The following is a 23,528-nucleotide window of genomic DNA, read 5'->3' as shown; positions in this document are numbered from 1 at the left end:
GATTTGGATCGAACGAATGACTGACACCCGCAACGGCGAGGACAACGGCAAGCTGCTCTATTGCTCCTTCTGCGGCAAAAGCCAGCATGAAGTGCGCAAATTGATTGCCGGCCCCTCGGTGTTTATCTGCGACGAGTGCGTCGACCTGTGCAATGACATCATCCGCGAGGAGGTGCAGGAAGCCCAGGCCGAGAGCAGCGCGCATAAATTACCTTCGCCTAAAGAAATCAGCGGCATCCTTGATCAGTACGTGATTGGTCAAGAGCGTGCAAAGAAGGTTCTGGCCGTAGCGGTGTACAACCACTACAAGCGCTTGAACCAGCGTGACAAGAAAGGCGACGAAGTCGAACTCGGCAAGAGCAACATCTTGCTGATCGGTCCTACAGGCTCGGGTAAAACCTTGCTTGCAGAAACCCTCGCTCGTCTGCTGAACGTTCCGTTCACCATCGCCGACGCCACCACCCTCACCGAGGCTGGCTACGTGGGTGAAGATGTCGAGAACATCATTCAGAAACTGCTGCAGAAGTGCGACTACGACGTAGAGAAAGCCCAGATGGGTATTGTCTACATCGACGAAATCGACAAGATTTCGCGCAAGTCCGACAACCCGTCGATCACTCGGGACGTTTCCGGTGAAGGCGTGCAGCAAGCTCTGTTGAAACTGATCGAAGGCACGGTTGCTTCCGTACCGCCACAAGGCGGCCGCAAGCACCCGCAGCAGGAATTCCTTCAGGTTGATACGCGCAACATCCTGTTCATCTGTGGCGGTGCGTTCTCCGGTCTGGAGAAGGTTATTCAGCAGCGTTCCACGCGTGGCGGCATCGGTTTCGGTGCGGAAGTGCGCAGCAAGGAAGAAGGCAAGAAGGTGGGCGAGTCCCTGCGTGAAGTCGAGCCTGACGATTTGGTCAAGTTCGGTCTGATCCCGGAATTCGTTGGCCGTCTGCCGGTCCTGGCCACGTTGGACGAGCTGGATGAGGCTGCGTTGATTCAGATCCTCACCGAGCCGAAAAACGCCCTGACCAAGCAATATGCCAAGTTGTTCGAGATGGAAGGTGTAGACCTCGAGTTCCGTACCGACGCACTCAAATCAGTGGCCAAGCGGGCACTGGAGCGCAAGACCGGTGCACGTGGTTTGCGTTCGATCCTCGAAGGCGTGTTGCTCGACACCATGTATGAAATCCCCTCGCAGTCCGAGGTGAGTAAAGTGGTGATCGACGAAAGCGTTATTGAGGGCAAGTCCAAGCCACTGTATATCTACGAAAACAGTGAGCCGGCTGCCAAGGCTGCACCCGACGCGTAAGCGTTTAGTCGTCGCAGTACAAGCAAGGGGCCTTTCGGGGCCCCTTGTTTTTTTGTGGTCGGTTTTTTTCGGCAGTTATTTTAAATTCGCGTTTATTCATGCGTTTAACTGCTGGCATTGAGCTTGTTTTTTTTGCAAGCAGCCCCCATCTTGGTTTCAAGCTTACTTTTCAACTGTCATAGAGGCGAAATCATGAAGACAACCATCGAATTGCCTCTCCTGCCGTTGCGTGATGTCGTCGTCTATCCGCACATGGTTATCCCGCTGTTCGTGGGGCGCGAGAAGTCTATCGAAGCCCTCGAGGCTGCGATGACGGGCGACAAGCAGATCCTGCTGTTGGCCCAGAAGAATCCAGCTGATGATGATCCAGGCGAAGACGCCCTGTATCGCGTCGGTACCATTGCTACTGTCCTGCAATTGCTTAAGTTGCCCGATGGCACCGTCAAGGTGCTGGTAGAAGGCGAGCAGCGCGGCGCGGTGGAACGTTTTATGGAGGTGGATGGCCACCTGCGCGCCGAAGTGGCGCTGATCGACGAAGTCGAAGCCCCTGAGCGCGAATCCGAAGTGTTTGTGCGCAGCCTGCTCTCGCAGTTCGAGCAGTATGTGCAGTTGGGCAAGAAAGTCCCGGCTGAAGTCCTGTCGTCCCTCAACAGCATTGATGAGCCAAGCCGCCTGGTTGACACCATGGCTGCGCACATGGCGCTGAAAATTGAGCAGAAGCAAGACATCCTCGAAATCATCGACCTGTCGGCCCGTGTCGAACACGTGCTGGCACTGCTGGATGGCGAGATCGACCTGCTGCAGGTTGAGAAGCGCATCCGTGGTCGTGTGAAGAAACAAATGGAGCGCAGCCAGCGCGAGTACTACCTGAATGAGCAGATGAAGGCCATTCAGAAAGAACTCGGCGACAGCGAGGAAGGCCACAACGAAATCGAAGAGCTGAAAAAGCGCATCGACGCCGCCGGCCTGCCGAAAGACGCCCTGACCAAGGCTAACGCCGAGCTGAACAAGCTCAAGCAAATGTCGCCGATGTCGGCCGAAGCCACCGTGGTGCGTTCCTACATCGACTGGCTGGTGCAAGTGCCGTGGAAGGCCCAGACCAAAGTGCGCCTGGACTTGGCCCGTGCCGAAGATATTCTCGACGCCGACCATTATGGCCTCGAAGAAGTCAAAGAACGCATCCTCGAATACCTCGCCGTGCAAAAGCGTGTGAAGAAGATTCGTGGCCCGGTGTTGTGCTTGGTGGGTCCTCCTGGTGTCGGTAAAACGTCCCTGGCTGAGTCGATTGCCAACGCCACCAACCGTAAATTCGTGCGCATGGCCCTCGGTGGTGTGCGCGATGAAGCGGAAATTCGCGGCCATCGTCGGACTTACATCGGTTCGATGCCGGGAAGATTGATTCAAAAGATGACAAAAGTGGGTGTGCGCAACCCGCTGTTCCTGCTCGATGAAATCGACAAAATGGGCAGCGACATGCGTGGCGATCCGGCCTCGGCATTGCTCGAAGTCCTCGACCCTGAGCAGAACCACAATTTCAACGACCATTACCTGGAAGTCGACTACGACCTGTCCGACGTAATGTTCCTGTGCACCTCCAACTCCATGAACATTCCGCCAGCCTTGCTGGACCGGATGGAGGTGATTCGTCTGCCGGGTTATACCGAAGACGAGAAGATCAACATCGCTGTCAAATACCTCGCGCCCAAGCAAATTTCGGCCAACGGCCTGAAAAAGGGCGAGATCGAATTTGATGTCGAATCGATCCGTGACATCGTGCGTTACTACACCCGCGAGGCCGGTGTACGGGGTCTTGAGCGCCAGATTGCGAAGATTTGCCGTAAGGCGGTCAAAGAACACGCACTGGAAAAACGCTTCTCGGTGAAGGTGGTTGCCGACTCCCTGGAACACTTCCTGGGTGTGAAAAAATTCCGTTACGGCCTGGCTGAGCAGCAGGATCAAGTAGGGCAGGTGACTGGCCTGGCGTGGACCCAGGTGGGCGGCGAATTGCTGACCATTGAAGCCGCGGTGATCCCGGGCAAAGGCCAACTGATCAAAACGGGTTCGCTGGGCGATGTGATGGTCGAATCCATCACGGCCGCGCAGACCGTGGTGCGCAGCCGCGCGAAGAGCCTGGGGATCCCCCTGGACTTCCACGAGAAGCACGACACCCACATCCATATGCCGGAAGGGGCAACGCCCAAAGACGGCCCTAGCGCTGGCGTAGGCATGTGCACGGCCCTGGTGTCGGCATTGACCGGCATCCCTGTGCGCGCCGATGTGGCAATGACTGGCGAAATTACCCTGCGTGGCCAGGTATTGGCCATCGGTGGTCTGAAAGAGAAATTGCTCGCTGCGCACCGGGGTGGAATCAAGACCGTGATCATTCCTGAAGAGAATGTTCGCGACTTGAAGGAAATTCCGGACAATATTAAGGCGGATCTTCAGATTAAACCGGTTAAATGGATTGACGAGGTCCTGCAAATTGCGCTGCAATACGCGCCGGAGCCCTTGCCGGATGTGGCTCCGGAGATTGTCGCTAAGGACGAAAAACGTGAGTCTGATTCCAAGGAAAGAATTAGCACGCATTAATGCGAATAAGCCTGGGGGCTTCCTTGACAGCTTTTTAGAGCCCTTGTTATAAAGCGGCTCTTAAGTGTCTGTAGGCCATTCAGCACTGGTTTTTGCTTTCACCAAAAAACTTAGAATCATACTCAATAGATATATAAGGGGACTTAGAGTGAACAAGTCGGAACTGATTGATGCTATCGCCGCATCCGCTGATATCCCGAAAGCTGCTGCTGGCCGTGCGCTGGACGCAGTAATCGAATCCGTCACTGGCGCTCTGAAGGCCGGCGACTCTGTAGTGCTGGTAGGCTTCGGTACTTTCTCTGTGACTGACCGCCCAGCGCGTACTGGCCGTAACCCACAGACTGGCAAAGCACTGCAAATCGCTGCTGCCAAGAAACCAGGTTTCAAAGCCGGTAAAGCCCTGAAAGAAGCCGTTAACTAAGCTTCGTTCAAGCCTTACCTACCCGGGTCGGACGCAGGTCTGGCCTGGCAGCGGAGCGGCAGCTGACCCAAGTATCCATCGGGTCGCCACGCCGGGGGTGTGGGTTCAAACCCCCGTCCGCTCCGCCAGTTACGAGAAGGCGCATCCTCGGATGCGCCTTTCTTCTATCCGGACTCTACCCACGCTCCACGGTTGCCTAATTCTTGAAGATCAACCGTTTCTGGGGGACGCATGCTGCAGAATATCAGGGACAATTCACAAGGCTGGATTGCCAAAACTATTATCGGGATCATCGTCGCATTGATGGCGTTCACCGGTATCGAGGCTATTTTCCAGGCTTCGACCAACAACACGCAGGACGTGGCCAAGGTCAACGGTGAAGAAATCACCCAAACCGAATTGAGCCAGGCCGTCGACATGCAACGTCGCCAGCTGATGCAACAGCTGGGCAAGGATTTCGATGCTTCTCTGCTGGACGAAAAACTGCTGCGCGATGCGGCCCTCAAGGGTCTGATCGATCGCAAGCTGTTGCTGCAAGGCGCGGCTGATTCCAAGTTCGGCTTCTCTGAAGCGGCCCTGGATCAGGTGATCCTGCAGACTCCGGAATTCCAGGTGGATGGCAAGTTCAGCGCCGAACGCTTTGACCAGGTGATCCGTCAACTGGGCTACAGCCGCATGCAATTCCGTCAGATGTTGACCCAGGAAATGCTGATCGGCCAGGTTCGCGCAGGTATCGCCGGCAGCGGTTTCGTCACCGACGCCGAAGTGCTGGCATTCGCCCGTCTGGAAAAACAGACCCGCGATTTCGCCACCGTCAACATCAAGGCCAACCCTGCGGCGGTGAAGCTCACCGACGACGAGGTCAAGGCTTACTACGACCAGCACGCCAAAGAGTTCATGACCCCGGACCAGGTGGTTATCGACTATCTGGAACTGAAGAAGTCTTCCTTCTTCGACCAGGTCACTGTCAAGGACGAAGAACTGCAGGCTGCCTATCAGAAAGAAACCGCCAACCTCGCTGAACAGCGTCGTGCCGCGCATATCCTGATTGAAGTCAACGACAAGGTCACCGAGGCGCAAGCCAAGGCCAAGATCGAAGAAATCCAGGCACGCCTGGCCAAGGGTGAGAAGTTTGAAGCCCTGGCCAAGGAGTTCTCCCAGGATCCAGGTTCGGCCAACAATGGCGGCGACCTCGGTTTTGCCGGCCCAGGCGTCTACGACCCGGACTTCGAAACGGCGCTGTACGCGTTGAACAAGGATCAGGTTTCGGCGCCTGTACGCACCACGTTCGGTTGGCACTTGATCAAGCTGTTGGGCGTTGAAGCACCCCAAGTGCCATCGTTTGCCAGCCTGAAAGACAAGCTGACCCGCGAGCTCAAGACCCAGCAAGTTGAGCAGCGCTTTGTCGATGCCTCCAAGCAATTGGAAGATGCGGCATTCGAAGCTTCCGACTTGGCCCAGCCGGCGTCTGACCTGAAGCTGACCGTGCACACCTCCGCGCCGTTCGGTCGTGAAGGTGGCGAAGGCGTTGCAGCCAACCGCGCCGTGGTCACCGCAGCGTTCAGCCCGGAAGTGCTTGATGAGGGTGCCAACAGCACCGCCATCGAGCTGGACCCTGAAACCATCATCGTGCTGCGAGCCAAAGAGCACCTGAAGCCTACGCAACTGCCACTGGAAAGCGTCTCTGCCGCGATCCGTGCGCAGATGACCAAGGAACGCGCCAGCGCGGCTGCCAAGGCTCATGCTGACGAGTTGATCGCCAGCCTGCGCGATGGCAAGACCCCGCTGAACCAGCCGATCGATGGCCAGGCGTGGAAAGTCACTGAAGCGGCTACCCGTAGCGCCGAAGGGGTCGAACCTGCCGTGCTGCAAGCCCTGTTCCGCATGCCTAAGCCTGCGGCCAAGGACAAGCCGACCTTCACCACCGTGACCCTGGCTGACGGTAGCCTGGTGATCGTGCGCTTGAACGGCGTGAACGAAGCGGCTGCGCCGACGGACGAAGAAAAGGCGCAATACCGCCGCTTCCTCGCTTCGCGTATCGGCCAGCAAGACTTTGCTGCGTTCCGCAAGCAGTTGGAAACCAAGGCTGACATCAAGAAATTCTGATGTTGGTGATCGCTCCCACGCTCTGCGAGTGTGGGAACGATCAGCCCCCGGTCTTTTCAGACCGGGGGCTTTTTTTTAACCGCGATTCAGGCTACCGGCCAAGGCCAACAGCATCAGCAGCACAACCGCCCAAGCAAAAGCGCCGACGCCCCAGCCCTGAAGCAACACACCACCGGCCAACCCGCCACCGGCGATGCCCAGGTTCCACACAGTGACCAGCATCGACTGGGCCGCATCCGCCGACGCTCCCGCGGCCTTGGCCAATGCCGTTTGCAGTAACGCCGGCAACCCACCAAACGCTAGGCCCCATAACGCCACGGCGCCGTAGATGACCACGGGCGAGGTGATCCAGAACGCCAATGCCAGCGCGACCAAGCCAAACAGCGCACAACTGATCACCAGCAGCACGCGCAACCATCGATCAATCAGCACACCGGCCAGCCAGATGCTCAACAACGCAGCAAGGCCAAACACCAGCAGCACGCGATCAATATCGGCAACTATCCCGGCGGGCTCGAGCAGTGGCGCGATGTAGGTATAGAGAATGTTGTGGGCCAGTACGTAGGTAAACGTCACCCACAGCACCGGACGAATGCCTGGCAAGGTCAGCACTTTGTGCAGCCCCAAGCGTTTTCCTGCCGGTTCGCCGGCGAAGTCCGGGAGCTGCCAGCGCGCCCAAACCAGTAGTAATAGCGTCAGCCCCGTCATGATCGCAAAACTCAGGCGCCAGCCGACGGCAGTACCGAGAAAGGTGCCCGCCGGTACACCCAGTGACAATGCCAACGGTGCGCCAAGCATCGCCACGGCAATCGCCCGGCCTTGCAGGTGTGGCGCGACCATACGGCTGGCATACCCGGCCAGCAGCGCCCAGAGCAGCCCGGCAAAGACCCCGGCGAAAAAACGCGCCACCAGGGTCAAGCCGTAATGGGTGGAAAGCGCCGTCACGCTGTTGACCAAAGCAAAGCCGGCGATGGCGATCAGCAGCAACGGCCGGCGCCGCCAGCCCCGCGTCAGCAGTGTGAGGGGAATGGCCGCGAGCAATGAACCGAGGGCATACACGGTGACCAACTGGCCCACCCATGCCGGCGAAACGCTTAACCCGTCGCTCATCTGCGGCAATAGCCCGGCAGGCATGGCTTCGGTGAGGATGGTGATAAACCCGGCCGCGGCCAAGGCCAGCAAACCACCGAGTGGCAGTGCGTCACGCTGGGTTGCAGAGGGGGAATCGGTCAGTGAAGGGCTGTTGCTCATCGCGTGCTATCCATGAAAAAGGGCAAGCAGGCAGAGTAGGGGGCTGTTGCTTACGGAAAAACAGGCTAAGGTTCCGAACTTATCGGACATTGATGTCCGCAATCTTCAAGGGTAGGGCGATGGACAGTTTGGGTAGCCTCTCGGTTTTTGTGCAGGTTGCGGAGACTCGCAGCTTCACCGCGGCTGGCCGCGTGCTTGGGGTGTCGTCTTCGGCCGTGGGCAAAAGCATCGCGCGCACCGAAGAGCGCCTGGGCGTGCGCCTGTTTCATCGCAGTACGCGCAGCATTACTTTGACCAGTGAAGGCGCGCTGTTCCTCGAGCGTTCGCGGCGGATTCTCGCTGAGGTCGAGGCGGCCGAGCAGGAGTTGACCGAGGCCAGCGCCACGCCTCGGGGCAAGCTGCGTATCAGCTTGCCGCAAGTACGCGGCCTGTTGATGCCGGTGCTCAGCGACTTTATGCGGGCTTACCCGGACATCGAGTTGGATGTGGACTTTTCCGACCGCATGGTCGACGTGATCGAAGAAGGTTTCGACGCGGTGATTCGTACCGGCAAGCCGGAAGACTCGCGTTTGATGGCGCGTCACCTGGGGCATTACCAGTTGGTATTGGTCGGCACTCCGGAATACTTCACTCGATATGGCACTCCGCAACAGCCCCAGGACTTGAACGGTCACGCCTGCCTGCGCCACAAATTTTGCGCCACCGGCAAGTTGGAACCCTGGCCGTTGCGGCACGTACCCGGCTCAATGGAACCCACACTGCGCGCACCGCTGGTCAGCACCACCATCGAGTCCCTCAACCATGTGGTGCACGAAGGGTTGGGCATTGCCTGCCTGCCGGATTTCATGGTCAATCAGGCGGTGCGTGAAGGGCGTTTGCAGCGGGTGCTGGACGATTATCTTGAGCACCGTGGCAGCTTCTGGATGTTATGGCCATCAAGTCGCCATGCCTCGGCCAAGCTGCGCGTGTTTATTGATCATATGTGTGCCGGGCTTTTTCCTGCAGGCGCTGTCCTGTAGGCCTGTGACGTTTTACCGACAGGAATGCGCGCGCCAAGGCCTCGTTCTGTTGCACAATACCGCCCGGACTGTTTTCCTCAGGATTTTCGATGTCGACATCATTTCACTTGCGTAGCCTCGGGCTGGCGCTGGTGCTGGCGGGCGCCGCGGGCTGCTCGTCACCCAAGACCGCTATTTACGAACATGAGAATTTCGACGACTCCGGTACGTTCTCCCGTGATTACCCGGTCAGCGACGTGGCGGCCTGTGAAGCGGCGCGCCGTGCGCTGTTGAGCCAGGGCTACATCATCACCAGCAGCGATCCGAAGCTGGTGGTCGGTAACAAGAGCTTCCAGCAGACGGGCGAAACCCACCTGCAGATCAGCTTCAACGTGGTGTGTGCCGATGATGGCAAAGGCGCTAAGCATTCGACGATGTTTGCCAATGCCTTGCAGGATCGCTACGCGCTGAAGAAGGTCAACAACTCCGCGAGCCTGGGTGTCGGCGTGTTGGGTTCGGTGTCGATGCCGATTGGCTCCACCGATGACTCGATGGTGAAGGTCGCGAGCGAGACGGTCTCAGCGCCAAAGTTTTATGAGCGTTACTTCGCGCTGGTGGACGTGTTTCTGCCGCAGGAAGTGAAGAAGGCCGAGCATATTCCTGAGAAGCCCAAGGCTGAACTCGGTGTGCCGGAACCCAAGGCGGCTCCGGCCGCCGAGAAGGTCGAGGCACCGAAAGAAGCACCGGCAGCGCCTGCCGCCTCCGAACCCCTGGCACCGCCAGTGGAGGCGGCGCCGATTGCCCCGCAGGCAGAACCTTCACCTTCACCTGCACCTTCACCTGCACCGGCGCCAGCGCCAGCGGCAGCGCCGACCAATCCGGTCTTGCCGGCGCCAACAGAAGCCATTCCACCACTGCCGACACCTGCGCAGTAACTCAGACCGCTACGGGGTTCGCCTTGTCGACGTTGATCCCGTAGCGGCTGATCGCCTCACTGACGTTCTCGCGTCCGATCAGCCCGTCATCCGCTAACGCCTTCAGGGTCGCCAGCACAATGAAGTGGCGGTCCACTTCAAAGAATTCGCGCAAGGTTTCCCGGGTATCCGATTGCCCGAAGCCATCGGTGCCCAACGCCACAAAGCGTCGGCCGTGAACGAAAGGGCGAATCTGGTCGGCAAATAATTTCATGTAGTCCGTGGCGACCACCACCGGCCCGGTTTGCCCGGCCAGGCATTGCTCGACATAACTGGTGCGCGGCTCGTTCTGCGGATGCAGCAGGTTCCAGCGCTCCACCGCGTGCCCGTCACGGCGTAGCTCGGTCAGGCTGGTCACACTCCACACATTGCTGTGGATGGCGAAGTCCTTGTCGAGCAATTCGCTGGCGGCAATCACTTCGCGCAATATCGAACCACTGCCCATCAGTTGCACCTGCGCTTGCGGGTGGCTGCTCAGTGGGTACATGCCCTTGAGAATCCCCTCCTCAACGCCTTCGGGCATTGCCGGGTGCGGGTAGTTTTCATTGAGCAGGGTGATGTAGTAGTAAATGTCCTCCTGCTCGACGTACATGCGCCGCATGCCCTCGCGAATAATCACTGCCAGCTCGTAGGCAAACGTCGGGTCATACGAGACGCAGCACGGGATCACCGACGACAAGATGTGGCTGTGGCCATCGTCATGCTGCAAACCTTCGCCCATCAACGTGGTGCGCCCGGCCGTGGCGCCGAGCAGGAAGCCACGCGCCCGTGCGTCGCCCGCCGCCCAGGCCAGGTCGCCGACGCGCTGGAAGCCGAACATCGAGTAGAAAATGTAGAACGGCACGGTCATCAGGCCGTGGTTGCTGTAGGACGTACTTGCCGCGATCCACGAGGAAATGGCGCCGGACTCATTCAGGCCTTCCTGCATGATCTGTCCGTCCTTGCTCTCCTTGTAGTAGCTCAATTGCCCGGCGTCCTGCGGCGTGTAGAGCTGGCCTACAGCCGAGTGGATGCCGATCTGACGGAACAAGCTTTCCATGCCGAAGGTGCGCGACTCATCCGGCACGATGGGCACGATCAGTTTTCCCAGGTGCGGGTCCTTGAGCAGCGTGCCGAGGATCCGTACGAATGCCATGGTGGTGGAGATCGCGCGTTCGCCGGTGTCTTTGAGTTGGGTTGCAAAGGCACTCAGTTCGGGGATCTGCAAGGACTGCACGGCAGTGTGCCGCGCGGGCACATAGCCGCCCAAGGCCTGGCGTCGAGCGGCGAAGTAGCGAGCTTCTTCGCTGTCGGCCGCGGGCTTGAGGTAGGGGATTTCGTCGAGTTGGTCATCCGCCACTTCCAGCCCGAAGCGGTCGCGGAAGGCTTTTACCGCCTCGGCGCCCATCTTCTTCAACTGATGGTTGATGTTCTGGCCTTCGCCAGCTTCACCCATGCCGAAGCCTTTCACCGTCTTGGCCAGGATCACCGTAGGCTGGCCTTTGTGGCGCACGGCGGCCGCGTAGGCGTTATAGACCTTATCTGGGTCATGGCCGCCGCGTGAGAGTTTCCAGATTTCGTCGTCGGACATGTCCGCAACCAATGCTAGCAATTCGGGGTATTTGCCGAAGAAATGTTCGCGCACATAGGCGCCGTTCTGCGATTTGTAGTTCTGATAGTCGCCGTCCACGCATTCCATCATGCGTTGGCGCAGCAGGCCGCTGTGGTCCTTTTCCAGCAGCGCATCCCAGCCACCGCCCCAGATCACCTTGATCACATTCCAACCGGCGGCGCGGTACAGGCTTTCGAATTCCTGGATCACCTTGGCATTACCGCGCACCGGGCCGTCCAGGCGTTGCAGGTTGCAGTTGACCACGAAGATCAGGTTGTCGAGTTTCTCGCGGCCGGCCACGGAAATCGCGGCGAGGGATTCCGGTTGGTCCATTTCGCCATCACCGAGGAACGCCCAGACCTTGCGGCCTTGGTGCTGTTTGAGGTCACGAAACTCCAGGTAACGCATAAAGCGCGCCTGGTAGGCGGCGGTGATCGGACCCAGCCCCATGGACACGGTGGGGAATTGCCAGAAGTCCGGCATCAAGCGTGGGTGCGGGTAGGACGACAACCCTTCGCCACCTGCCTCGCGGCGGAAGTTGTCCAGCTGCGCTTCGCTGATGCGGCCTTCCAAGTAGGCGCGGCCGTAGATGCCAGGGGAGGAATGGCCCTGGATGTACACCAGGTCGCCGTCGAAGCTGTCGGTGCGCCCACGGAAGAAGTGGTCAAAGCCTACGTCGTACAGCACAGCGGCTGACGCATACGTCGCGATATGCCCACCCACTCCGGAATGTTTGCCTGCACGCAATACCATCGCCATCGCGTTCCAGCGGATAAACGCATTGGTGCGCCGCTCGATGGCCAGGTTGCCGGGGTAGGGCAGTTGGCGGTCAACGGGGATGGTGTTGACGTATGGCGTAGTCACCCGCCCGTAGAAGTCGCCATGGCGCGCAACGTCGAAATCCAGCAACTGATCAATCAGGTAGTGGGCGCGCGGGCGGCCTTCGGTGGACAGCACCGATTCGATGGACTCCAGCCACTCGCGGGTTTCCTGTGGATCGTCGTCCAGTCTTACTGCGTTATTGGGGGTCATGTGAGGCTCCAGGGTAGGCGGATTTCAAGCGGCAAGCTCCTTGTGGGAGCAGTGCAAATGTAATTGCAATTGCAACGACATGCCTGAATCTAGCCCGGGATGAGCTACTATTGCAACCTTCTTGAAATTCCTCGGATGGTGTTGCATGTCGTCGAAAGAGCCTGATGTATGGTTCCGTTTTGTCAGGGCCCACAGGACGGTCATCCGTGAAATCGAACGCCGCTTGGCCGAGGCTGACCTGCCGCCGTATGCCTGGTATGACGCGCTGTGGGGCCTGGAAAGCGGCCCCGAGGGCACTCGCCGCATGCACGAATTGGCCGATGTGCTGGCGATCGAGCGCTACAACCTGACGCGCCTGGTGGACCGCCTGGAAAAGGACGGCCTGGTGGTACGTTCGCGGTCTGACGGCGACGGCCGTGCGGCATTTGCCTCGATCACCGACGCGGGTCGTGTGTTGCGCAAAAAGATGTGGAAGATCTACGAAAGCACCGTGGACGAGTTGTTCCTGTCGCACATCGAGCCTGAGCAGCGCCAGTTGTTTGCCGATACCTTGGAGCGTGCAGCGGGGTTGGCGGTGGAGGCGGGTGTGCAAACCCGCAGTCGACGCAAGATCTGAGGCATACGAGGAACCCATGTGGGAGCTGGCTTGCCTGCGATAGCGGTACATCCGCATCAGATACAGTGCCTGACACGCTGCTATCGCAGGCGACCCAGCTCCCACAGTTGACGGTTTTCCCATTCACTTGAGTGGATACCGGTTCATCGCCTGTACCACCTGCTGTGCATCGATAGCCCCTTCATCCGCCAACGCCCTCAACGCACACACCACAATCCAATAACGGCTGGGCGCAGACGCCTGCACCGAGCCTGCGCCCAGCGCTACAAAACGCGCGTCCACATACCCCGCTAACTGATCGACAATCGGCTGCGGGTAACCGGTGACGGCAATCACTGGCGTGGTACTCCCGGCCAGGCAATCACGTAAATGGCAGCTTTGCTTGGGCGCCGTGGGGTGCAGCCGATTCCAGCGTTCAGCCGCTGCCGCTTCGCGGGCCAGTCGCGTGTAGCTGGGGCAGCTCCACACCGCTGCCGTGACGCCCCAGTCCTGTTCCAGCAAGTGCGCGGCGTGCACCACTTCGCCCAATGCCCGTCCCGCGCCGAGCAATCGCACATCCCCTTGGCGACGTTGGATTGGGTACATCCCTTTGAGCGCATCTTCACGATCCTGTGCATCCAGCGTTACTGCGCTTTGCTGATCATGCAGCGCCAAGTAATAAAACCCCGGCTTGCCGTCGACATACAGCGTGCGCAACCCCGCCAGCACAATTGCGCGGGCTTCCTCGCCCGAGGCCGGGTCATACGGCGTGCAACGTGGATGGGCCGCCAGCCACAACGGCAATGACGGTTGCGCGCCTTTGGGCCACGGGGACGGCTGGGTTTCGATGTCGTTGCACAGGATGCCACGCTGCGCGGTTTCGTCCGCCAGGGCACATAACTGCGCCGACGACGCCGCGCTGTGCAGGTACAGCAGTGGTTTTTCCCCAGTATTGCGCGCGAACCAGCTAGGCCAATTGCCCACGCGCCGGCTGCGTGACTGGCCCCGAATCACCCAGGCTTGTCGGCTGAACTCCAAGGTATTGGCCATGTGCATGACCGTGTACAGCGGCGAGCTGCGCGAATCTACGGCTGTGTTGAGTGCGTCGATGCACAGCTGCGCGGCGTTTGCGGTAGAGGCGGGCATGGGGCGAGGCTCCTGGCAGCAGAAGTTCGTACCCTAATGGAAAAGTAATTGCACTTGCAATGATTGCAATCGCGCATCAACACCCAAATGCTAAATCAACCCAACGTTGCTACGTTTAATCAGCACGTGCAGGAACGTCATGGCGCAGACATTTTTTTGTCATCGCGGCACTTTAGGCTGGCTGTGCAGGTCATTTATTGGCAGCCGCTTTAAACCCACAAGGAGTCCACCATGGACGATTACCAAGAAGAACTGCTGGAGTACCACGCGTTTGAATTGGATCCGCTGGATCCGGTCGATGACGCAACTGAGCTGTAATACCGACTTCAGGCGGAATGCCGCTGACTGCGGCGAAATTCCCCTGGGGTCTGGTTGTTCCAGCGCCTGAACGCCCTTTGAAAGGCTTGGGCTGAGGCAAAACCGAGCAAGTAGGCGATCTCGCCGAACGCCAGTTCCGTATCGCGAATGTAGGTCATGGCCAAATCGCGGCGGGTATCGTTGAGAATCGCGCGAAACTGAGTGCCTTCTTCGGCCAGTTTGCGGCGCAGCGTCCAGGTTGGCAGCTTCAAGCGTGCCGCCACTTCTTCCAGGTCGGGTTCCCGGCCGCCATTGAGCATCGGCCCCAGCAACCGGGTAATGCGCTCGCGCAGGCTGCGGGTGCGGGTCAACTGCTCCAACTCGTGTTCACACAACTTCAACAACAGCTGCCAGGTACTCGGGCAATGCTGCGGGTTACGCAGTGCCAACGTCTGTTGGCTGAGGCGCAATTGATTGGCCTCGGCGCCGAAGTGCACCGGGCTGTCGCCCAGTACGCTGTACTGCTCGCTGTACTCGGGGGCTTGGAATTCGATGTCGATGCGCTGCGCTTGCAGCGGTTGCTGAGCCAGGCTGGACAATTGCTGCAACCAGCCGGCGATAATCGAATCCACCACAAAACGGTTGTAGGCGTTGTACGGGCTGATGGAATAAAAGCGCAGCCAGGCGCCTTCGGCATCCTCATGAAAACTCGACTGCCCGCGATAGTTGGAGCCGTACAGCGCTTCAAAGCGGGTCAGCGTGCGCGCGGCTTCACGCACAGTGGGGGCTTGGGCGGCGGTGACACCCGCGAGGCCTGCCTGGCTCAAGCGGCTGAGCTGGCCCATGCGCAGGCCCAGGCTGGGGTCGCCGGTCAGTTGGATGGCCGCGTGGCCCAGGCGCATATAGCGCGGGATCGACAAACGCGCGCCGGCTTCGGCAAGGCGCGCCGGGTCGAGACCGTATTGCAGCAAAAGCGGTTGCGGGTCCAGGCCATGACTTTGAATAGCATCCGCCAGGGTGTGCACGAAGCCCACCGACAGATCGCCAAGGCGCACCGGCTTCAAGGCGCTACAGCCAGATATTCAGCAGGCGCGCACCACGGGCACCGCTGTCGGCGTTGATTTGCCCGTTGCTGCTGAGGAAGCTGTGCCCGGCGGTGCCCAAATCCCAGAACTGCCCGCGCAGGAACACGCTCATGCCGGCGGTCGCCTGGCTGATCGGCTGTTGGCTGATCAGGGTCAGGCGGCGCCAGGCTTCGCCTTCGCTGAGTTCTTCGGGCTTGAGGCTGATTTCGGGCGGCGTCGAGACGCTTTTGAAGCCGCGCCATGGGCGGTCCCAGGTGTCGCGGCCAATGACAAAGGCCGGCACCGCGACCAATTGCGCGCCTTGCTCATTGAGTTTGCGGTAGTTGTCCGGGTACCAGCTGTCGCTGCCGATCAGGATACCCAGACGCCCGGCCGGGGTATCGACCACGCTGACGATGTTTTCATCGCCCGGTTCGATAAACCCGCGCTCATCGTAGATCGGATAGAACTGGCGCTGCGGCTGGCCCACCGGCAAGCCGTCGGCACCAAACACCAGGCTTGCGTTGTACAACGCGCCATGGCCGATGTGCAGTTGCCCTTGTTCGACACTCGGGTTGGGCAGGGCAATGGAGCCGGCCACCAGCGTGACGCCAAATTCCTTGGCCAGGCCGCCGAACAGCACTTGATAGTCGCGGGCCATGGCGGGGGCTTTCATGCGCAGGTACGCGTCGTCCATGCGGTTATCGCCCTTGGCGCTGATCCACGCGCGTGCGAACTGCAGCGGGTTACTCGCCGAGAGCCAGTTCATTGCATCCTTCAAATGCACTGCCTGGTACAGCTCGTTTTTTTCGCCGCTGAGCATCAACCAGGTGCCGATATGTTCCGGCAGCACCACGATGGTTTTTTCATTGATCAGCCCTTGGTCCTGGGCCTTTTGCAGGTAGGCCGCAAGCTTCAGGTGCAGGCGTTCCAGGCTCTGGTAATCGGCGGGGAACAGCTCCGGCTGGATGCCCAACAGGTTGCCGCGATCGGCAGGCTCGCCTTCATTGACGGCCAAGGTGATGCGCAAGTCCGACAGGTAGTGCGCCACGGGGCGCTCCTGGGTCCAGACCAGATAGGCAGAAACGGCGGCAACCAGGGCCATGATCAGAGTGAATGCTAGAAGTTTACGCATGGGGCAACAGACAACAGACCGTGTGCAGGGTTCGCGACTAGGGTAGGGCCCATGTGCCCGCTTGCCAAGGGGCGCTGTACATTTCGATCAATAAGTTGTCAGTTTAGGTCATTGAGCGGTAGTCCATCGCCTCTTAGTCTGTGGGACATAAACCGATGGCAGGCCATTCGAGCCTTCCACGTCCCGTGATGATCCGTTGTGGAGCTGTACCATGACCGCTGCTGCCTACCCGCACCTGCTGGCCCCGTTGGACCTGGGTTTTACCACGTTGCGCAATCGCACCCTAATGGGCTCGATGCACACCGGGCTTGAAGAAAAACCCGGCGGCTTCGAACGCATGGCCGCGTATTTTGCCGAACGTGCCCGTGGCGGCGTCGGCCTGATGGTCACCGGCGGTATTGGCCCGAACGATGAAGGCGGCGTGTACGCCGGTGCTGCCAAGCTGACCACCGACGAAGAAGCGCAGAAGCACAAGATCGTCACCCAGGCCGTACACGAAGCCGGCGGCAAGATCTGCATGCAGATCCTCCACGCCGGCCGGTATGCCTACAGCCCCAAGCAGGTTGCACCGAGCGCGATCCAGGCGCCGATCAACCCGTTCAAGCCCAAGGCGCTGGACGAAGAAGGCATCGAAAAGCAGATCCAGGATTTTGTCACCTGCTCGCTGCTGGCCCAGGTCGCCGAGTACGACGGCGTCGAAATCATGGGCTCCGAAGGCTACTTCATTAATCAGTTCCTGGCCGCCCACACCAACCACCGCACCGACCGTTGGGGCGGCAGCTACGAAAACCGCATGCGCCTGGCGGTGGAAATCGTACGCCGCGTACGCGAAGCGGTAGGCCCGAACTTCATCATTATTTTCCGCCTGTCGATGCTCGACCTGGTCGAAGGCGGCAGCACCTGGGAAGAGATCGTGCAGTTGGCCAAGGCCATCGAGCAGGCCGGTGCGACCCTTATCAACACCGGTATCGGCTGGCACGAAGCGCGCATCCCGACCATCGCTACCAAAGTGCCGCGTGGCGCCTTCAGCAAAGTCACCGCCAAGCTGCGCGGTGCGGTGCAGATTCCGCTGATCACCACCAACCGTATCAACACCCCGGAAATTGCCGAGCAGATCCTCGCCGAAGGCGATGCCGACATGGTCTCGATGGCGCGGCCGTTCCTTGCCGACCCGGAGTTCGTCAACAAGGCCGCAGCCGGCCGCGCCGATGAAATCAACACCTGCATCGGCTGCAACCAGGCCTGCCTGGACCACACCTTCGGCGGCAAGCTGACCACCTGCCTGGTCAACCCGCGCGCATGCTACGAAACCGAGCTGAATTACCTGCCGGTGAAGCAGATCAAGAAAATCGCCGTGGTGGGCGCTGGCCCCGCGGGCTTGGCGGCGGCCACTGTGGCGGCAGAGCGCGGTCACCAAGTGACCTTGTTCGACTCCGCCAGCGAGATCGGCGGCCAGTTCAACATCGCCAAGCGTGTGCCGGGCAAAGAAGAATTTTTCGAAACCCTGCGCTACTTCAAGCGCAAATTGCAGACCACCCACGTCGAGCTGTGCCTCAACACCCGTGTGGATGTTGCGCAACTCGCGGCAGGTGGTTACGACGAAATCATCCTGGCCACCGGCATTGCGCCGCGCACGCCAGCCATCCCGGGTATCGACAACGCCAAGGTGCTGAGCTACCTGGACGTGATCCTCGAGCGTAAACCGGTGGGCAAGCGCGTGGCCGTGATTGGCGCCGGCGGCATCGGTTTCGACGTGTCCGAGTTCCTCGTGCACGAGGGCGTGTCCACCAGCCTGGACCGCGACGCGTTCTGGAAAGAGTGGGGCATCGACACCCAGCTGCAAGCCCGTGGTGGCGTGGCCGGCATCAAGCCTGCGCCGCATGCCCCGGCGCGTGAAGTGTTCCTGCTGCAACGCAAGACCTCCAAGGTCGGCGACGGCCTGGGCAAGACCACCGGCTGGATCCACCGCACGGGCCTTAAGAACAAGCGCGTGCAGATGCTCAACAGCGTCGAGTACCTGAGCATTGATGATCAAGGCCTGCATATCCGCATCGGCGCCGAGGGCGAGCCGCAGGTGCTGGCGGTGGACAACATCGTCATCTGCGCCGGGCAAGACCCGCTGCGCGAACTGCAGGACGGCCTGGTCGCCGCCGGCCAGAACGTGCACCTGATCGGCGGCGCCGATGTAGTGGCCGAGCTGGATGCCAAACGGGCCATCAACCAGGGCTCGCGCCTCGCTGCCGAGCTGTAAGACGAAAGAAGGGGCGGTGTTAGACTACCGCCCCTTTTTTCATTCAGATGCCTCCCGATGGGCCCTTTCGACTGGCTTCCCCACGCGCCCCTTGAACCCTTGCAGCTGGACTGGCTGAACGGCGTCGAGGTGGCCGTGTTGCGCCTGGATTGCATCGACCCGCTGATCAGCGGCAACAAGTGGTTCAAGCTCACCGAACACCTGGCCCAGGCGCAAGCCTCCGGTGCCAGCGGGGTCATCAGCCTGGGCGGTGCTCACTCCAACCACCTGCACGCACTCGCGGCAGCCGGCAAACGCTTTGATTTCCCCACCGTGGGCCTGCTGCGCGGCCACCCTCAAGACACGCCCACCGTCCTTGATCTGAAAGCCTTCGGCATGCAGCTGCATTGGTTGGGCTATGGCGGCTATCGTGCACGTCACGAGCCAGGTTTCTGGCTGCCATGGCGCGAACAGTATCCGCAGTTGTACCCCGTGCCCGAAGGCGGCGGTGGCATAACCGGTGCAGTGGGTTGCGCGGTGCTGGTCGAGCAAGCGCGCGGGCAGTTGAGCAACCTCGGTTGGGCCGATTACGACGCGTGGTGGCTGGCGGCGGGCACCGGCACCACGTTGGCCGGGCTGGCGCTGGCAGAGGCGGGGGCACATCCGGTATACGGCGCAATGGCGGTGCCGGAGGATCACGGTGTTGCACAGAACGTGCAGGCTATCGTGCAGCAGGGGTATGAATTGTTGGACGCAAGCCGAGGCGGTTTCGCCAAGGTAGACCCGCTATTGCTTGAGTTCATGCACGCCACGGAACAGGCCTGCGGTTTACCGCTGGAACCGCTTTACACCGCCAAGGCCTTGCTGGCGCTCAAGCAACAGATCGAGGCCGGGCGTTTTACTCCCGGCACTCGCCTGATCTTCGTGCATACCGGCGGCCTGCAAGGCCGCCGAGGGTTTATGGGATAGCCTTCTTGCCCGGCATCATGCGCAGCGCCGTGTTGTCTCGCAGGATGTAGTGGTGAATGATCCCGGCCAGCGCATGCAGCCCGATCAGCCAGTAGCCGACCTGGCCGAACAGCACATGCCAGTGCTCAATCTCTTTGGCCAGCGCCTTGTTTTCAGCGATCAACGGCGGCAACTCAATCCCGTAAAACATCACCGAATGGCCCTCGGCACTGACGATCAGCCAACCCGCAATCGGCATGCCGATCATCAGCGCATACAACGCCACATGCATCAGGGTCGCCAGCAGGCTTTGCCATTGCGGCGGTGTCGGCACGATCTTCGGCGCCACGCCCAGGCTGCGGGCAAACAGGCGTAGCCATACCAGCACAAATACGGTGAGGCCGAACATAAAGTGCATTTCGACAATCAGTGTTCGCGCGCCACTGCCTTTGGGGAACTGGCCGCGTAACTCTATGCAGGCGTAAACCACTGCCAGCAGCAGCACCATCAACCAGTGCAACGCAATCGACATGGTGCTGTAGCGCGTATCGGAGTTTTTCCACGGCATCGCTTTCTTCCTCACTCATCAGGGCAAACCTCCGTTCTTTAGCGACGGAGTCCTGTAACTGTAAGCCGGTTTCTCAGGAACTGCCTGCGGTAAATCAATTTTTCACCTGGGTTGTTAGGGCTCAACAGGATTATTGCGCGGCAGTATTCCGAATTTTCCTATGGATTCGCAGCGTTTGGTTACAGCGCTAACGCCCCTAGGAAGGAACTCGATGACTTGTGACGATCACAGAGTTAGGGGCGAGCCGATGTACGTTGAATCGCTGCTCGTGACGTTACGGTGAATGTTCATCTATTGAGCTCAGCTTCAAATAGGGGGCTCTTATTGTCGTGGAGAAGTGCAAATGATCAGTGGTTACTTGGGCAATCGCTCCATGGGTTCGAAAGATCATTCGAATGGATTGGAGGGGCCGAGCTCGAAACGTCATGAAGTGTCAGCGGGCCTGCAGGAAACGCAAGTGTTCAAACATTCTGGTCAGCGGGCGGTTGCCCAGGACTCAGATACACAGGCCTCCGTTAAATCACTGTTTTCAACCCTGAATGCGCTCATGCCAGCGCTGGAGCGATTACTTCAAAATAAAACGCAGCGCCCGGAGCAAACAACGGTTAAAAAAACACTCATTGATAAGTTTGCAATCAACGATAGCAAGCAATCATTGCAGTCGCCGGTTGATAGTCATCAGTACCCAGCGCTGTCTAAAAAGAAAAAAGGTGAGCGACCAACGGATGTCTGGGCGGGTGTCATGTATGGGACCAAAAACAATGAGCCTGCTCTGTCGGCGATCAAAGCGGCAATGATGAAGTATGGTCAAAGCCCTTTGGGCGTATTTTCAAGTGTGGTGCGGTCGGACAGTGGTTACAAAGTAGTCATGAGAGATGGTTTTGAACTTCACCTTACGTTGAAGGAAATAGCGCGGGCGAAAGTGTTCTCGGGGTTTCAGCACGGCCCTAATCCGGAAGATGGCGGTATGTATAAAGACGTGGCATTCATGTACGCCGCGAGTGCCAAGCGAGCGCAGTTGGAACACGTTGGCGGTACCCCGAATAGCTTTATGGATGGCCTAAATACCTTGTGTAGTAACCAGGACCCCGCGACCAGTCTCAAGCAACTTGGGCTTGAAGGGGTGATGCGCCTGACCACGTGGCCGGCGCTGCTTCAGAGCGGTGGTATCGGTGTTGTCAAAATTGGCGGTAACACAAACTTTGCATTTGAGGGAATGGTGGATGGGTGCACGACCAAACAAAGACTGCCGGATAACCATCGTGGCGTGACGTACGAGTTAATCTGAGTGTGAAGTGAATCAACTGAGAGAAGGAGGGGCACATGGTCGGCAATAGCATTTCGAGACAAAGCGCTGCTGAGTCTAATGCAGTGGCATCCGGGGTAGCGTTGGGGGTCGGATCTGGTTGGGCCGTATCGAGTCGGGAGATGCATCAGCCTACGCTGGCGTCTCATCCTATTCGGGCAGACCACTTACTATCGGATACTACCGATCCTGATAACCTGATTGCTCAAATAGCCGTGTTGTTGAACGCGTTACTCGGTCTGCTTGAAAAGGCCAAAGTACACATAGATAAAGAATCAAGTATTGATAAGGATAAGGACCGAACGACCGTTGTGCCCAATCGCCCAACCGTTGTCGTTCCCGAGAATGAACCCATCTCTTGTATTTCCAACAGCCCGCCTGGACAACCACCTGGCGATGTTTGGCTGGGGCTCAGTGAAGGGGAGGGAAGCAACTCAGGCGTATTGGCAGGTATTAAGGCGGCGATGATGCGGTTTGGTCAGAGCCCTCGAGGGGTCTATTCCAGTGTTCGTGAGCATCCAATGGGTTGCGAAGTGGTTATGAGGGATGGCTATAAAGTCATGATCACCAAGGACGAACTCGCGAAGGCCAAGGACGTTGCGGATTTCAGGGGCACCGACCCTGGAATGATTAAAGATGCCGTATTCATGTATGCAGTGACGGCCAAGCGCGAGCAGCAGCGAATCAAGCACGCCGGGATTTCTTATGCCAGGCGGCACCTGAGCGACCCCTTTGAGGCCGCGATGCAGCAGCTAAATGATAATTTTTGGGCACATAAAGCGCTCGCCGCTCTAGGGTTGACGGGTAATCTACGACAGGTGCCAGTGTCCGAACTTGAAGCGAAGGGCGGTATAGGTGTTGTTACCGTTGGTTATGATGCGATGCTCATGTCGAAGGGGTATGTAGACATGTATGGCCCAGAAAAGCTGGGGGTGTCGACTCGGCGTGATATTTGGGGCGACGAGCAAGAACTCATGGCACATGAATTGGTATAGCCACTACGCTTGTGCCCAAAGTGGCTCAAGCAATCTCAACTTTGCGCTCTGCAGCGCACAGGCTTTGCCCTCTGACTGCATTCACTCACCCCGCTCGGCAAGGTGAGTATTAGTGGGCACGTCGAAGGCTATAGGCTCTGAGGCATTTCTCCTTTTTTCAGGCGCTGGTTGATATCCACGATGACATCCGGCAAGTCGTTGATGGTGTCGATCAAGTAGTGCGGGCGCGAGTCTTTGAACATCGCTTCGATACGCTTGCGCTCGCGGGCCAAGGTGCTGCTGTCCAGGGCACGGAACTGCTCGTACGTCAGGCCCAGCGCGTTGCCCGAGCAGGTCAGCGCCACGGTCCACATGCCGGCGCGACGGCCTTCGAGAATGCCTGGCACGGTGTCGTCGACCTTCACGCAGGCCGCCACATCATCGATGCCCAGCGCGATCACGTTGGCCAACGCCTGGGCTGGCCACGGGCGGCCGTTGGGTACTTCGTCGGTGGCGACCACGTGGTCGGCGATGTAGCCATTGGTGGCCGCCAGGGCGACAACTTTGTCCATCACTTGCTTGGGGTAGCCGGAGCAGGAGCCGATCTTGATGCCTTGCACACGCAGCCGGGCAATGGTGTCGAGGGCGCCAGGGATCAGCGCCGAGTGTTCGGCGATTTTCTCGATTTGCAACGGCATGAAGCGCTGATAGATGGCAGTGACGTCGTCGTCGGTCGGTGTGCGGCCGAAGGCCTTGCGGTAGCGCTCGGCGACTTCTGGCTGGTTGCAAAGGGTGCGGATATGGTCCCACTTGCCCATGCCCATCGGGCCACGGGCTTCTTCGATCGAGACTTGTACGTCGAACTCGGCGAAGGCTTCGACAAAGATTTGCGTGGGGGCGAAGGAGCCGAAGTCGACCACGGTGCCGGCCCAGTCGAGGATAACGGCCTGGAGGGTGTTGGGGTTTTGATAGTTCATGGTTCAGATCCTGTGGGTAATGGGGG

18 protein-coding genes are annotated in these 23,528 nt (G+C 59.2%); 11 read left to right on the top strand and 7 right to left on the bottom strand.

The genetic code is table 11. The features are described 5' to 3' along the window. Positions 1-16 precede the first annotated feature (16 nt). From clpX to KZH41_RS19230, 4 genes are all read left to right on the top strand, one after another. Positions 17-1,300 carry an ATP-dependent Clp protease ATP-binding subunit ClpX gene (gene clpX, locus KZH41_RS19245; protein WP_017136464.1) on the top strand — a complete coding sequence of 428 codons (1,284 nt, stop codon included), beginning with the start codon at positions 17-19 and terminating at the stop codon, positions 1,298-1,300. 192 nt (positions 1,301-1,492) lie between these two features. Beyond that, on the top strand, positions 1,493-3,889 hold the full coding sequence (gene lon / locus KZH41_RS19240; RefSeq protein WP_094951485.1) for an endopeptidase La: 2,397 nt from the start codon (positions 1,493-1,495) through the stop codon (positions 3,887-3,889). Between the two features lie 148 nt (positions 3,890-4,037). Then, entirely contained in the window at positions 4,038-4,310 is a 273-nt protein-coding gene (locus tag KZH41_RS19235) for an HU family DNA-binding protein (RefSeq protein ID WP_003174819.1), read from the top strand. A gap of 231 nt (positions 4,311-4,541) precedes the next feature. Further along, positions 4,542-6,416, top strand: coding sequence for a SurA N-terminal domain-containing protein (locus KZH41_RS19230; protein ID WP_242150767.1), 1,875 nt, complete (start codon positions 4,542-4,544; stop codon positions 6,414-6,416). 75 nt (positions 6,417-6,491) lie between these two features. Here the strand turns inward: KZH41_RS19230 and KZH41_RS19225 are convergent, their stop codons facing one another. Next, a complete protein-coding gene (locus tag KZH41_RS19225; protein WP_242150764.1) occupies positions 6,492-7,667 on the bottom strand; it encodes an MFS transporter in 1,176 nt (391 codons plus the stop codon). Between the two features lie 119 nt (positions 7,668-7,786). Here KZH41_RS19225 and KZH41_RS19220 point away from each other — a divergent pair, with 119 nt between their 5' ends. After that, complete coding sequence (locus tag KZH41_RS19220; protein ID WP_094951488.1) at positions 7,787-8,686, top strand: LysR family transcriptional regulator; 900 nt, start codon at positions 7,787-7,789, stop codon at positions 8,684-8,686. Between the two features lie 89 nt (positions 8,687-8,775). Continuing rightward, positions 8,776-9,600: a DUF2242 domain-containing protein gene (locus KZH41_RS19215; protein WP_263273489.1), complete on the top strand. Its 825-nt coding sequence runs from the start codon at positions 8,776-8,778 to the stop codon at positions 9,598-9,600. A 1-nt stretch (position 9,601) separates the two neighbouring features. Here the strand turns inward: KZH41_RS19215 and aceE are convergent, their stop codons facing one another. After that, positions 9,602-12,262 carry a pyruvate dehydrogenase (acetyl-transferring), homodimeric type gene (aceE, locus tag KZH41_RS19210; RefSeq protein ID WP_263273488.1) on the bottom strand — a complete coding sequence of 887 codons (2,661 nt, stop codon included), beginning with the start codon at positions 12,260-12,262 and terminating at the stop codon, positions 9,602-9,604. Positions 12,263-12,407: 145 nt separating this feature from the next. Here aceE and KZH41_RS19205 point away from each other — a divergent pair, with 145 nt between their 5' ends. After that, a complete protein-coding gene (locus KZH41_RS19205; RefSeq protein ID WP_094951491.1) occupies positions 12,408-12,878 on the top strand; it encodes a MarR family winged helix-turn-helix transcriptional regulator in 471 nt (156 codons plus the stop codon). Between the two features lie 123 nt (positions 12,879-13,001). On the opposite strand, the gene KZH41_RS19200 is transcribed toward KZH41_RS19205, so the two are convergent. From KZH41_RS19200 to KZH41_RS19190, 3 genes are all read right to left on the bottom strand, one after another. Beyond that, on the bottom strand, positions 13,002-14,003 hold the full coding sequence (locus tag KZH41_RS19200) for a transketolase-like TK C-terminal-containing protein (protein ID WP_263273487.1): 1,002 nt from the start codon (positions 14,001-14,003) through the stop codon (positions 13,002-13,004). Between the two features lie 326 nt (positions 14,004-14,329). Continuing rightward, entirely contained in the window at positions 14,330-15,364 is a 1,035-nt protein-coding gene (locus tag KZH41_RS19195) for an AraC family transcriptional regulator (protein ID WP_094951492.1), read from the bottom strand. Between the two features lie 4 nt (positions 15,365-15,368). Next, positions 15,369-16,499, bottom strand: a complete 1,131-nt coding sequence (locus tag KZH41_RS19190; RefSeq protein WP_094951493.1) for a carbon-nitrogen hydrolase family protein — start codon at positions 16,497-16,499, stop codon at positions 15,369-15,371. Positions 16,500-16,710: 211 nt separating this feature from the next. Here KZH41_RS19190 and KZH41_RS19185 point away from each other — a divergent pair, with 211 nt between their 5' ends. After that, the gene (locus KZH41_RS19185) at positions 16,711-18,750 is read left to right on the top strand and encodes an NADPH-dependent 2,4-dienoyl-CoA reductase (protein ID WP_263273486.1); all 2,040 of its coding nucleotides are present in this window, start codon (positions 16,711-16,713) and stop codon (positions 18,748-18,750) included. Positions 18,751-18,807: 57 nt separating this feature from the next. Beyond that, positions 18,808-19,698, top strand: coding sequence for a 1-aminocyclopropane-1-carboxylate deaminase/D-cysteine desulfhydrase (locus KZH41_RS19180; protein ID WP_263273485.1), 891 nt, complete (start codon positions 18,808-18,810; stop codon positions 19,696-19,698). Here the strand turns inward: KZH41_RS19180 and KZH41_RS19175 are convergent. Next, the gene (locus KZH41_RS19175; RefSeq protein ID WP_094951496.1) at positions 19,688-20,245 is read right to left on the bottom strand and encodes a cytochrome b; all 558 of its coding nucleotides are present in this window, start codon (positions 20,243-20,245) and stop codon (positions 19,688-19,690) included. The two genes, KZH41_RS19180 and KZH41_RS19175, sit on opposite strands and share 11 nt — an antisense overlap. 343 nt (positions 20,246-20,588) lie before the next feature. Between KZH41_RS19175 and KZH41_RS19170 the strand changes: the two genes are divergently transcribed. After that, positions 20,589-21,533, top strand: a complete 945-nt coding sequence (locus tag KZH41_RS19170) for a hypothetical protein (RefSeq protein ID WP_263273484.1) — start codon at positions 20,589-20,591, stop codon at positions 21,531-21,533. 140 nt (positions 21,534-21,673) lie between these two features. Next, positions 21,674-22,546, top strand: a complete 873-nt coding sequence (locus KZH41_RS19165) for a hypothetical protein (protein ID WP_263273483.1) — start codon at positions 21,674-21,676, stop codon at positions 22,544-22,546. Between the two features lie 128 nt (positions 22,547-22,674). Here the strand turns inward: KZH41_RS19165 and phnX are convergent, their stop codons facing one another. Next, positions 22,675-23,502, bottom strand: coding sequence for a phosphonoacetaldehyde hydrolase (gene phnX, locus KZH41_RS19160; protein WP_263273482.1), 828 nt, complete (start codon positions 23,500-23,502; stop codon positions 22,675-22,677). Positions 23,503-23,528: the final 26 nt, after the last annotated feature.

The organism is Pseudomonas sp. YeP6b (assembly GCF_025642995.1).
In the GTDB taxonomy this organism is placed as follows: domain Bacteria; phylum Pseudomonadota; class Gammaproteobacteria; order Pseudomonadales; family Pseudomonadaceae; genus Aquipseudomonas.
The sequence above is the reverse complement of the archived record's forward strand: the minus strand, read 5'-3'. Positions and strand labels throughout refer to the sequence as shown.